The following is a 13041-nucleotide window of genomic DNA, read 5'->3' as shown; positions in this document are numbered from 1 at the left end:
AAAATGGATGCTAAAGGTATAAAACAACTCATAGATAAATTAAATGGCCACACCGCAACAGCACTTGAATCAGCCGCTGGCTTTGCGAGTAGTCGTAGTCATTTTGAAGTGCTTCCTGAGCATTTACTTATTAAGTTGATGGAAGAAGGAAGTAATGGTGACCTTGAGCACATTTTTCATTTTTTTAATATTAATCAAGATAAAGTATGGCATGAGCTATTAGACTTTTTAAATAAACAGCCTGCCGGTAATCAAAGTAAACCTACATTTTCTCGCCGTTTATACGAATGGCTAGAGCGTGCATGGTTAAGTGCTAATGTTCAGCATAAAAGTGATTTTATAACCGGTGCTGCACTTATTGACTCATTAACAGAGTTATTACCTTACAGCCCTGTACTTCAATTACCTGCTTTACTGGATAAAATAGATTCACGTTTTTTAGCTGAAAACTTAGATAAAATTTGTCAGCAATCTTCAGAACGTTTAAACCCAGTAGCTAAATCAAAGTCTGTAAATCAAACAGATTCATCGCACGGTACAGCTGCGCTTGATGAGTACTGTGAAGATTTAACTGAAAAAGCAAAACAGGGTAAAATCGACCCGGTTCTCGGTCGTAATGACGAAATTCGTATGATGGTCGATGTGTTATGCCGTCGAAGAAAAAATAACCCTATTTTAGTGGGTGACCCAGGTGTAGGTAAAACAGCAGTGGTTGAAGGTTTTGCCCAGCGTATAATTGATGGGCAAGTACCAAGTGATTTGCAAGGCGTACGCTTATTGGTGCTTGATATGGGGTTATTGCAAGCAGGTGCCGGAGTTAAAGGTGAGTTTGAGCGCCGCTTAAAAACAGTAATCGACGAAGTTAAAAATTCAACAACGCCAATAATTATGTTTATTGATGAAGCACACACTTTAATTGGTGCCGGTGGTGATGCAGGCATGAGTGATGCGGCAAATTTATTAAAGCCAGCATTAGCGCGCGGAGAATTAAGAACCGTTGCTGCTACAACATGGAGCGAGTATAAAAAATATTTTGAACGTGATGCCGCACTAGAACGCCGTTTTCAGCTTATTAAAGTAGATGAGCCAACAGAGCAAGCTGCTCAATTAATGCTAGCAGGCTTAAAAGATAAATATCAAGAGCATCATAATATTCAAATTACGGATGATGCTATAGAAGCTGCTGTTGTTTTATCGTCGCGCTATATAACAGGTCGCCAATTACCAGACAAAGCTATTGATGTATTAGACACCGCAGCGGCAAGAGTGCGTATGTCGTTTGCTACAGATCCTGCTGCTATTGAGTCTGAGCGCGAGCACATTAATTATTTAGAAACCAGAATTAATAGCCTTAATATAGAGCTAGGCCAAGGTTTAGTTGTTGATAAAGATAAGCTTACCCATTTAGTTGAAGAGCTGGTTATTGCACAAAATAAATTGGCGCAACTTACTCACTCGCGTGAGTCTCAAATTTCGACTTTGAGTCAAATTAACGAGATAAAGCAGGCAACTGATCAAGAGCTTGATAGCGAATCATTACTGACACTTCGCCAATCGCTTAAAGAGCAAAATACACAAGACAACGGCTTATTTAGTGAAGTAGATGCAGATGCTGTTGCACAAATTATTTCACAGTGGACCGGTGTGCCTGTAGGGGCAATGGTAAAAGATCAGATTAGTAATTTAATTAATCTTGAAGCCACAATTAGCCAAGACGTTATAGGGCAACAGGCTGGATTGGCTAAAATAGCGCAAACACTAAGAGTGAGTAAAGCCGGCGTAAGCAACGATGAAGGCCCGCTAGGCGTATTTTTATTGGCTGGCCCCTCTGGTGTAGGTAAAACAGAAACCGCTCGCTGCTTAGCTAAACAATTATTTGGTGGTGATAAATTTTTAACCACTATAAACATGAGTGAGTACCAAGAGTCGCACACCGTATCGCAATTAAAAGGTTCACCTCCGGGGTATGTTGGTTATGGAGAAGGAGGTGTATTAACCGAAGCGGTAAGGCAGCGTCCATATTCAGTAATTTTACTTGATGAGGTTGAAAAAGCGCACAAAGATGTAATGAACATGTTTTATCAAGTATTTGAGCGTGGCACCATGCGTGACGGTGAAGGGCGTGAAATAGACTTTAAAAATACTGTAATTATCATGACATCTAATTTAGGCTCAGCAGAGTTAATCGATGCGTGTACACCGCCTACAGTTATAGACTTAAGTCCTCAAGATGATGAGGAAGAACAGGTACAGCAAAGCGAGCAAGAAGCAGCTATTAACGAAGCGCTAAATCCAACGCAAGCACCTATAAATGAAGACGGAACACCTTGGAAAGTACCATCAATCGGTGTGCTTACTGATTTAATTAAGCCGCAGCTACTTGCTTTTTTTGCGCCGGCTTTGCTTGCCCGTATGCAAGTTATACCTTACTTAGCGCTTGATTCAGAAGCACTGCAATCTATCGTTAGCCTGAAACTTGAAGCTATTGCTACACGTTTGCACGAAAACCACAAAATGCAGCTACGAGTAGATGCCAGTGTTTTAGAAAAACTGACTACTCAGTGTACGCTTTCAGATAGTGGTGCACGTATGGTAAATGCAGTTATAGAGCAGCAAATACTCCCTGGTATCGCTAAATCAATTTTAGAGTTTATGGCAGAAGAAGACATGCCTGATATTTTAACGCTGGCTGTTGACGAACAAGACGAAATTACAGCGACATTTGCAGATAACGCTTAAATAAAAGGACGTAAAAATGGGATTCATGGACATATTTAACGAGCTCAAGGCCAATAAAAGTCACTTTAGTGTTGCTATACAGGGCATGCCTGACGGGATGGTCTATGTAACTGACTTTGAGTCTAAAGACGATCGTTTATGTGAAGACTATGAATTTAAAATCCAAGTATTGAGCCCTGAGCATTTAACATCTGAAATGCTAATAGGCAAAGATGTATCGTTATCACTAGTGTGGTCAATGTTAGATCGGACTATATCAGGGTTAATTAGTGGTTTTATAGCGCATGGTCAAAGTCATCAGGGGTACCACTATACTTTGATCATGAGTTCTCATTTAACATTACTTAAGCATCAGCATTCTAACCGTGTATTTACTGCTATGGATGCAGGTAAAATTATTTCGAGCGTGTTTGAAAAAGCAGGTTTCCCTGCGCAAAAATTAAATGTGCAAGCAAGCTCAACCATGCTTGATATGACCGTGCAGTACAACGAAACTGATTACGAATTTGTAACACGCTTAATGCGTAAGCACGGTTTTGTATACAGCTTTGTAGAGCAAACGGGTGGTGAATGTACATTGTATATTTGCAATGATTCTAATGGTATAGCGCAAGAGTTTGATGAAATAAACCTAAGCTATGTACCGCCATCTGGGCAAGTAAGAACGAGTGAGTCAATTTTTGCTATAAGCCGGCAGGCCCAATTATTTCCACAAAGTACGCACTTAGATGATTACAACTACCAAGCTCCGGGTAATTTGCAAGTTTCAAAAAATAACAGTGCGTCAGTTATTGGTTTTGGTGAAGATAGTCATTACGGTGATAATTACGGGCAATCAAACGAAGGCCAAGACTTAGCAACTATCAGACAGCAAGCGTTTGATTGCCAACGTGAGCAAATAATAATAGATACAGACTGCAGGGCGCTTCGCCCTGGTATGCGTTTAAATATTTATGACCATCCAGAGCATGATGGTCAGTATTTAGTGACGCGTGTAGAGCACAAAGGTAGCCAAAGTGCTTCGGTTGAATACGGCTCAAATGTGAAGGGTTTAACGTATAAAAACCAGGCTTATTTAATTAGTGTTAATCAGCCTTATAAAGCTCCATTACGCCCAGCGAGACGTGTGTTTGCAACGTTTAATGCATTAATTGAGCAAGAAATTGATGACAAAGGAAATTACGTAGTAAAACTACCATTTAACCAAGATGGAGAAGGCCAAGAAAGCCGTCCAACACGTTTAATGCAACCTTACGGCGGCAGCGGGCACGGTATGCATTTTCCACTAACGCAAGGTACAGAAGTGCTCGTGTGTGGTGAAAATGGTGATTTAGACAGGCCTATAATTTTAGGCGCGCTTTATAATGAAAATGCTCCAAATCCTGTTACGAGCGAAAACCCAACTGAAAACAAATTAGTAACTAAAGCTGGGCACAGCTTTGTAATGGATGACAAAAAAGGCGAAGAGAAGATAAGCCTTGCCAATAAAAACAATAAAAACCAATTAATACTCGATGCAACAAATGGTGCGCACCAGGCAATGTTAAAGTCTGTTGATGGTGATGTTAAAATTTCAGCGAAAGAAAACCTTCAGTTTGTTGCCGAGAACGACGCAAACTTTACAGTCGCTAATAATTTTACAACCCGAGTAGAAAACAATCTGCAAATTCAAACCCGCGAGGGAGATATTACAGTTACCTCGGCTGCGGATTTAACTCTAAACTCAGCCTCAAATAGTCGTATTCAAGCGGCTGACGGTAACTTAGAGCTCACAGCAACTGATGAGCTTAAAATGCAAGCGCAGCAAGACATTAGCGTTTACTCGGTTGACGGCAACCTTGAGCTACAAGCACCTCAAGGTGATTTAGAGCTAAATAGTGGCGGTAACATCACTATAAAAGCAAATGGGCAGGGTTCAATTCAGTTAAGTCAAGGTGGCGCAAGTATAGAAATTGATGCTGCGGGTAACCTCACAATTGATGCCACTAATATAACGTTAAGTGCCACTAATATAGCAATTAAAGGCAGTGCAATTAGTAATAACTAAGTTAAAGGAGTAATTTAATGAACGCTAAAGTTAAAAGTATATTTAATCACGATCAGCAACTTGCACCTGTAAGTAAAGTTGATGAATTTGGCCGAGTTAAAGGCGTTACAATAAATAACGACGAACATAATGTGGTAGCACAAGCGGCGCATATAACACCATGCCAAGTGGGCGACACAGTACTGCTTACCCATACTGCACAGGGCTTTATAGTAACAGGCCTACTTGCAAATGAAGATCAAGCACCCGCTGCATTCATTCAAAATAGCCAAGGCCATATTGTTATTGAAGCTCAGCAAAGTATTAGCCTTCAAACGGCTAAAGGGACGATAGAAGTATTTGCCGACGGGACGATAGTGCTCGAAGGGCGAGATATAACGGCTAATAGCGAGCAAGATCTTACTTTGGCTGGCTGGCCAATTAGGCTCAATTAACACTATGTTTGCTCAAGTCGCTAAAGTTAAGCAGCATCAGCAGCGTTTAACTACTCTATTAAAACACAAACAAAAGTTGCAAGCGCAAGGTGTTTATCCGCTTGCTCGACTCAATGTAATTGAAAGCCAATTACTAAATCATTTATACACACTCAGCGATTTAAAAAGTGATGCACCCACAGATTACTTTGCAGGTAAAAATTTAACACAAGTAAGTCATTTAGCGCTTAATGAATTTATTACCCTTGCGATAGAAAGCCCAGAGCACCACAGTATCTACACGCTATTGCTACAAAGTCTTAATTTAAAAAGTGAACTTAACAGCGGCGAAACTTTTTTAGCTTTAAAGTCGGATAAACATTTAAGTTATTACAGTGTATTACAGCACTTACTTGGTTATTGGCAGTTAGATGATAATAAAGCACTGCGTAATAGTGTACTCAACGAAAAAGAACAGCTTGATAGTACCGCGATTACTTTACTTTTTTCACAGCACTTAAGCGAAACAGAGCTTAGCCATGCCATGTTACATACTAACTTTGATATTGCTTATGCAGCACTCGTGAATGCCTATTGTAATAAAACAAGTAACTTATCAGACATACTATTTAAAGTATTTGCTAAAACAAATGATGACGACAAAAAAGCAAAATTACTTGCCCTAGCAGGGCTTACTAACGATCCGCGCTGGGATGAACCTTGCCTACTTTTTTGTAAAGCTAACCCCGGGCTTTGCCAGCATGTACTAAGCCACTTTGTATATAAGCGCGCATTGCCTTTATTTATTAATTTAATGGCGCATGGGGTAACTCAAAAACCAGCTTACGCAGCATGGCTAATTATTACTAACAGAGCGCTTGCCCAAGCAAACAAAGTAACTGTAGTAGAACCAAATAACGAAAAAAATGTACACAGCGGCATAAACCTTGATGATGCAGAGCATGCAAGGCAAGCGTTTGCATTAGTGCCTGGGGATCAATTGTTAAACGGCGTTAGCTTTGTGTGCAGTAATGCAAAACAAAAATTAAAAATGCTTGCAGGTGAAGTTGTGCAACGCGTTGTAGCACCACATTATTCTTTGCAAAAGGCCTGTGGTTTGTACCATGTATTACTGAGCGCCAAACAATGGCAAAGTGTTATAGCGGAGAGCCCAAGTGCTGAATAACTTTTCTCCTTGGCAGGCTAGCTTTTTTGATGGTTGGTTGAGTGACCGTACGTTGGCTAAAGTTGTCCTTGTAAAACAAAACTTTGAATTTGACGAAAAAGGCAATGTAACACCAAACGAGCCCGGCCCCGATATTGTTTTAGCAGATGACTACGATGGCGACCCCGCATATACACCACTGAGTGAAGTAAACGAGCAAGTCGCCTTTAAAACAGGTTTTGAAGTGTATGGCGACTTTACAGCTTACCCACCCAAAGCCAAACAAGCACGAGTGATTGAAGTAGAGCTTGGCCTTCATAATAAAACGCAGCCACTATTTAAAAAGCGTTTACGTGTAACTGGCGCACGCTTTTGGAAGCGCTCTTTACTTGGGCCTGTTGCAACTGATCCTAATATTATTGAGCCTACACCCATTAATTACAGTAATGCCTTTGGTGGAAAAGACTTTAACGATGAGTCTAATTATCTGCTTGAAAATCCGATAGGGAGAGGGTTTAAGCTTAAAAACAAACAAGCAAAAGGGCAGCAATTACCTTGCATTGAATACGCAAACCAACTACTTCGTAAACCGAGCCATACTACCCCAGTTGCAAGCTTTTCAGCTATACCATCACATTGGTCACCGCGTATAGAGCTTATGCCCGACATTGATCAAAAAGCACTTATGGCAGGCAATTACCCGTTTAAAACAGTACTTGATGAACATTTTAACAATATGGCACCGCTAGATCAGCGAGTAAGAAATGAGTTTACACAAGGGTGGGCTTTTTCGCTTTCTGGGTTATACCCGTTACAAGCTTATGGGCAGCATCAGCGAGTTGAGCTTCCATTTGAAGAGCCTATTGTTCAGCTAGTTAACACATTAAACAGACATACCATTAGTTTGCGCTGCGATACGTTGGTTATTGATTCTGACGCGCAGAGTTTTTCTTTGTTATGGCGCGGTTATATTGACGCAATACACGTAGGCGCAAATAGCCAGTTAGTTGTGGCAAAAAAGGAAACTAACAATGAAGTTTGATGTACTTTGCCATATAAATGCTACAGGGTGTACACCAAGTAGCTTGTATACCGCTGTTGCAAATCAAATGTTGTTTTCTAAACCGAGTAAAGCGCTAATACGTTGCGATATAAGCTTAGATGCCCCCTACATAATGGTAGAAATAGAAGAGCTTGCTCAGCTTGATAGGCAAACCAAGTGCTTATTGTTATTAAGCCAGCTGCTCGAAAATATTGATATTACAACACTTAGAAAAACATCCCGCATAAGCCAAATAGTGTTTGTATTACCACAGGATGAGTCAAACAACCCAGTAATAAGTGACGATACACTCAGTGAGCTTTTAGCTGAGGTGATTTCGCAGCAAGTCCCTGATTTTGAACAAACTACAACGCTTGATTTAAAAAGCATAGCGCCAGATACCCTCATTATCGCCGTGGATTCATGCGTTAGTTACCAGTATGTGAGTACTCAAGCAAAAAATAATGTAGTGCAAGTTTTAAATGGCCCCCCAGGTATAATTAATGGTGAAGGTGGATGTGCATTACTTACACATGGGCAAGGTGGGCTAGAAGCACAGCTTTTTAATGGCGAATTAAGTGAGCAGCTTAACCAAGCAGAAGCTCGCGTTAATGATACTTACTTATTTGCAGGTAAACAGTCGTTAGCATGGCAAAAAAAATGGTTTGCTAATACACAAACGCTATATACCCCAGAAGATGAATTACTAGAGCTTGCAGACTTAAACAACACAATAGGTTATCAAGGTGTTGCTAATAACCTAACAGGGTTAGTACTTACGCATAGCTATTTAAATAACCCATTAAATGAAGGGTTAAATCATGTGTTTTTATTATTTAATTCACCCAATGAGCAATTAATAAAAATTTCAAGGAGTGAAAATTCATGACATACATTAATGCAGCCGCAGGTAAACAAACAGGTAGTGTTCAGTACGACATCGACGGGCTAACCGCCGATGTGCGCTCAGGTGGATCGTTAACATGGCGACACAACAACCCAACTTTGTTAGGACTTAATAATAGCGCACGAAGTAACGGCGCATTAGGTAAAGCCAGCAATGTTGCTATTTTTGAAGACAGAGAAGCCGGTGAAGCTGCTTTTTTAGATGAAATAGCACGCCCTAAATACCGTGAAAAAACACTCGGTGAAATGGTAAACACCTTCATACCCGACTACATAATTCCACCCCCGCAATGGGATGATGAAAAAAACGAACCTATTTTGCCGTGGAACGAGCCACAAACGGGTATGGACGTTAATAAACCTATTACCAATGCCCAAGCATTTCTAGATTTAGTGTCGAGTCACTTAGGGTGGCAAGCCGGCAGCCAAGAGCAATTAAACAAAGATACACAATCGCAAGCAGCGCAAGTAGCCACAGTATCAGGGCAAAATGTATTAATTAATGGCCGCACCGCAGTGCACCAAAGTAGCGGCGGCAAGCTAAGCACTATTGATATATGTTTAACAACGGTAGGCCCAAGTGTTATCCCAATTCCTTATCCAAATATGGCTGCAGCAAGCGATGTAGCAAGTGTGGCGGGGTCAGTAAAAATAAATGGTAACGGTGCTGCCAATATAAAAAGTAATTTTTCAAAAAGTACGGGTGATATGCCAGGTGATAAAAAAGGCCTAATGAGCGGCACTAACGATGGTAAAGCTGAATTTATTATAGGCTCATTTAATGTGCTCATTGAAGGCAAACCCGCAGTGCGCCAAGGCGACTTAATGATTTCAAACTCAAAAAACACCCCGCCTATGCCGCTAGCGCAATCAGGTGGCGCATCACCTAGAGGGTTAAGTGTGGAAATGAGGGATTCAGATACACAAAGTGAAGACCCAGCTGAGGCCGCTTTTATCGTAGAGACAGACGCTAATAATAATTTAATTGGTCAAGGGAAATTTACCGTCACTCAAGGTGCATTCAAGAATAACCAAGTTTTTGATGAGGGAGTTTAAATGACTACACAATATATATACGCCCCTAGGATTGTTGATGAGGCGAAAGACTGTAGTTTAAATCTTATTTTACATAGTTTTTCTGGACCGGAGCTTTGTATACCTTTTGGTAAAGCCGCGAAAAAGTTAAAGTCGCAAGATTTAGCTGAAGATCAAAAACCGACATTTATAACCGTTACGCCGCTAGTATTTAAAGACTATACACTTGATAAAACTAAAGCGGGCGCACCCGAATTCATCCCTATGGATAAATTTAGACCAACACCTGAGGATGATGCTGCATATGGTTATTATTACATATATATTAATGGTTTTTTATGGAGAGAGATTGCTGCGTTAGCTGATAAGCAATTGAGTGATGTGGATTTATCCCTACATCATAGCCAAGACCTTAGACCGCATAGCAGTGTTTTTAATCAAGATATTTTACTACCGCGTAAAATAATTGAACTGTTTGGTTCGTCAAGTACAGCCCAAGTGCCTAATATTCAAATTGCTTTTTCACGAGTACAGTGGTCGTGGGAATATATTACTGCATTAGGAGGGATGTATGAAAGCGACTTACGCCTTAGTAAAAAACCATTATTAAGTAAGTGTGATGATACTCAAATTGCAAATAGGTATCGTAATGAGCGAATGCAATCTTTAGACTTTAATGATGCTCCTAATTGGGGTTCAATTAAAAACATGGACGTTCTTGGTGGTAAAGTAAGCGTACTCGTTCATGATATTTTAGGTATAGCACAGGCTCAAAAAATAACAGCTGACTACTATTCTCAAATACTGAAAGACCACCAATCAGAACTTGAATCGAATGGGTATTATAAGTCGGCAATGCTGGCTCATCAGCTGTATTTTAATGAAGGTTTGTGGCAAAAACAGGCGCTCAGCACACCTAAAACGTCGCATAAACCTTTTGTAAAAGAAGACCCACAAAGCAGTAATACACGAAAAGCAGCGGATGAAGTCTCAGAGCAAGAACTAGAAAAGTATTTGCTAGGAACCAATCCACCTTCAGTAATTGATGCAGTTGAGGGCTATTTAGTTGCTCGAGAAAAGCTCTACGATTTATATTATTTAGATTGCCAAGATTTAGAGCTAACTTTAAGTGAGATTAGCGACCAAATTAATGTTCAACCACCGGCAGAGTGGGAGTGCCTAGCCAAGGATTTAACAACGGGCGGCGTTCTAACTTACGGACTGGCGTTTGAATTTATATGTGAGCAATTAATAACACTAATCTTACCTAAAACAACACTGTCTGCGTATTTACCAGGGCTATGCGATAAAGAAAAAAAAGACAAGTTAATTAATCGATTAGATGAGCAATTTGAAAAGAGTAAAACATTAGTATTTGAAATAACTCAAACAAGCAATAATTGGTTTAGTAAGCAATTTTGTGTACACCCAGAGGCATTTGGAGAAAACCTAGCAAACACTGATTATGATGAGGAATTAATTGCAGACACAGTAGAAGGGTTTAATCCTAAAAAGTTTGATCATGATAAAATTAAAGACGAATTATCACTACCGTTTATTCCAGCCTACTTATTAAGTAAAAGTGTACTTGATGTTGTCTCTAAGGGGCTTAATGAGTGGCTAGGCATGCAAGAACGAATCTTTGCTACTTTTACTAAAGAATTAACAGAAAAGGGAATTAAGTACCATCACTTAATTGGCGGCTTTAGCAAATCACGTAACATAGCAGAGTTTAAAAACTTAAAAATATACCCAGCGAATGCAGTGCCTGAAGGGCGCTTTGCTTTGAATATGGATATTGTTAGCCACCCTTTATTAAATGACTTAAAAACGAGTAAGCAACGAAGTGCATTTAATAATATTATTAAAGCCATTGAAGAAAAAGGAAAAATCACTTCCACTAATACTAATCAAGTAATTACAGTTGCAAAAGCATTAAAGCAGCCTCTTTTTTCAAATGGGATTAATGAAAGTAATCGCAAGCTATTTAAGCAAACCATCGCTTTAGTTACGCAAATGGCAAAAATGGTTTTAGAGCAAAAAAAATTAGCGGCACTCATGGCTGGTAGCCAATTTCACGTTTTAACATTGCCTGAAAATGATATTCCTGCAAAGGTGCTGTTTGATAGCCCTGTCCGAAGTCTTGGGGAGGAGTTCCACCATCGTGGTTTAGACTCTAATACGCTAAAACGTATCAGTTTAGCTACGGGGCGGTTTGTTTCTATACCCCTATTGTTTTTGACGGGGTATAGCACATATGTTTATTACATAAATTATGAAAAAGAGTTTAAAAAAGGCGACCTTTATGAGGGGGCTAAAAATGTAGCCCTAATTGGAGCTAGCTTAGCTGCTGTCGGGAGTGTGTGGGAGGCGTATTCATCAGATTTAAATAATAAATTTTTAACTAAGCCTAGGTTGGAGGCTAAAATAGCAAGTTCCTTTTTAGCAAGTCGTAATGCGCAAATAACGGTTTTGAGAAGTTTTTCCGGTGCTATGGGTGTACTGATGGGAGTGATACAAGGAGTTGATGCATACCAACTAATCAGTAAAAGTGATACAGATGCTGGTATTGCTATGTTTGCAGCGGCCGGTTTCAGTATTGGGCTAGGAATACATACTGCTTTATTTGCAAGTCTTGGACCTTGGGGATGGGCATTATTATTAGGCTCAATCGTATTTAGCTTACTTGCTGTGTGGTTAACCGACAGTAAATTAGAAATATGGGCTAAGTTTGGTCCGTTTGCCAAAAATAAGCGTGGTGTATTTGCAAGTGAAGAGGGGGCTATTTACAATACTTTCTCAGATCCAAACCAATACTTTAAATATATTCAAAGTGTTTTATTTTCCCCAAAAGTGACTGTTAATACGCCTACTTTTTTTGATAATCGCAGTTATTATACGGTGAAAGTAGATTTACCAATGTTTATTGTTGGTAAATCAGAGCTTCAATTAGATGTAAAATACTCTTGGCGACATCCAACAACATTGGATGTTTACAAAGAAGCAGGGTGGGTTGAAGGTACTAAAGAATATTTATGTGAATTTGATGATAATAGCCTTAGCCTAAATGCTGCAGTTTATGAGTTTGAAATTGAATCACCTAGTATCAGTGTGTTTGATGTTGAAATAACACCAACACTTATATACAACGAAGATTTAACCTTACTAATAGATTTTGATGCATTTGAAAAGCCAATTAAAAATGCTTCACCTGATTTAGCAATCGCATAAGGAATCTGATGCAAAATAAAAATTACTTCGGTGTTGGAATAATGCCAAAGAAAACGAACTTTAATCGCTTTTTTGAATATCGCAGTATAAAAAATATATATCACGAATTTAAAGGCCTGTGTTTTTTATATGATTGGCTTGATACGAACAAGTTATATGAAAGTCAGCGCGAAAAATACAAAGTTGTCCCTTGTGGCAATAACCCTATAAAAGCCATTTTATTTGGGCCAATGGCTATAGGGGCTGTATTAAGTCTATTATTACTAATAGCCTGTGTCGTAGCAACATACTCTGAAGAGCCATTCCCTTGGTGGCTTGTAATCTTTACCTTTTCTTGGAATTTATTCTTTTTAAATTTATTACCGATCACAGCAAGATACATACCAGATAGGGTGATGTACCTTGATAGGCAAAACCAAACGGTCGGGTTTACTTTTGAGATACCAGGTTGTGAACAAAGAGA

Annotated in this window: 8 protein-coding genes and 1 pseudogene; all 9 read left to right on the top strand. The window is 39.5% G+C overall.

Features of this window, described 5'->3' with window-relative positions; all coding sequences use genetic code 11:
- Window positions 1–3: 3 nt before the first annotated feature.
- Window positions 4–2739, top strand: coding sequence for a type VI secretion system ATPase TssH (tssH, locus tag I6F66_RS18380; RefSeq protein ID WP_197209550.1), 2736 nt, complete (start codon window positions 4–6; stop codon window positions 2737–2739).
- Window positions 2740–2764: 25 nt separating this feature from the next.
- Window positions 2765–4786: a type VI secretion system Vgr family protein gene (locus tag I6F66_RS18375; RefSeq protein WP_165729465.1), complete on the top strand. Its 2022-nt coding sequence runs from the start codon at window positions 2765–2767 to the stop codon at window positions 4784–4786.
- A gap of 17 nt (window positions 4787–4803) precedes the next feature.
- Window positions 4804–5220, top strand: coding sequence for a hypothetical protein (locus tag I6F66_RS18370; protein ID WP_165729459.1), 417 nt, complete (start codon window positions 4804–4806; stop codon window positions 5218–5220).
- Between the two features lie 4 nt (window positions 5221–5224).
- The gene (locus I6F66_RS18365; RefSeq protein ID WP_165729460.1) at window positions 5225–6385 is read left to right on the top strand and encodes a hypothetical protein; all 1161 of its coding nucleotides are present in this window, start codon (window positions 5225–5227) and stop codon (window positions 6383–6385) included.
- A complete protein-coding gene (locus I6F66_RS18360) occupies window positions 6375–7406 on the top strand; it encodes a DUF2169 domain-containing protein (RefSeq protein WP_165739412.1) in 1032 nt (343 codons plus the stop codon). Before I6F66_RS18365 ends, I6F66_RS18360 begins: the two co-directional genes overlap by 11 nt.
- Window positions 7396–8295, top strand: a complete 900-nt coding sequence (locus I6F66_RS18355) for a hypothetical protein (RefSeq protein WP_197120043.1) — start codon at window positions 7396–7398, stop codon at window positions 8293–8295. The genes I6F66_RS18360 and I6F66_RS18355 overlap by 11 nt, the downstream gene beginning before the upstream one ends.
- Window positions 8292–9368, top strand: a complete 1077-nt coding sequence (locus tag I6F66_RS18350) for a DUF4150 domain-containing protein (protein WP_197209549.1) — start codon at window positions 8292–8294, stop codon at window positions 9366–9368. Before I6F66_RS18355 ends, I6F66_RS18350 begins: the two co-directional genes overlap by 4 nt.
- A complete protein-coding gene (locus I6F66_RS18345; protein WP_197209548.1) occupies window positions 9369–12578 on the top strand; it encodes a hypothetical protein in 3210 nt (1069 codons plus the stop codon).
- Between the two features lie 8 nt (window positions 12579–12586).
- Window positions 12587–13041: pseudogene (locus I6F66_RS18340) on the top strand (hypothetical protein); the annotation flags it as partial.

The sequence above is a fragment of the Pseudoalteromonas sp. NZS100_1 genome (genome assembly GCF_015864285.1).
Taxonomy (GTDB): Bacteria; Pseudomonadota; Gammaproteobacteria; order Enterobacterales; family Alteromonadaceae; genus Pseudoalteromonas; species Pseudoalteromonas arctica.
The sequence above is the reverse complement of the archived record's forward strand: the minus strand, read 5'-3'. Positions and strand labels throughout refer to the sequence as shown.

Excerpts from the sequence above, each read along its gene's own strand:
- I6F66_RS18375 (WP_165729465.1), top strand. The coding sequence starts at position 2,765 with ATGGACATATTTAACGAGCTCAAGGCCAATAAAAGTCACTTTAGTGTT.
- I6F66_RS18355 (WP_197120043.1), top strand. The coding sequence starts at position 7,396 with ATGAAGTTTGATGTACTTTGCCATATAAATGCTACAGGGTGTACACCA.
- tssH (WP_197209550.1), top strand. The coding sequence starts at position 4 with ATGGATGCTAAAGGTATAAAACAACTCATAGATAAATTAAATGGCCAC.
- I6F66_RS18365 (WP_165729460.1), top strand. The coding sequence starts at position 5,225 with ATGTTTGCTCAAGTCGCTAAAGTTAAGCAGCATCAGCAGCGTTTAACT.
- I6F66_RS18345 (WP_197209548.1), top strand. The coding sequence starts at position 9,369 with ATGACTACACAATATATATACGCCCCTAGGATTGTTGATGAGGCGAAA.
- I6F66_RS18370 (WP_165729459.1), top strand. The coding sequence starts at position 4,804 with ATGAACGCTAAAGTTAAAAGTATATTTAATCACGATCAGCAACTTGCA.
- I6F66_RS18350 (WP_197209549.1), top strand. The coding sequence starts at position 8,292 with ATGACATACATTAATGCAGCCGCAGGTAAACAAACAGGTAGTGTTCAG.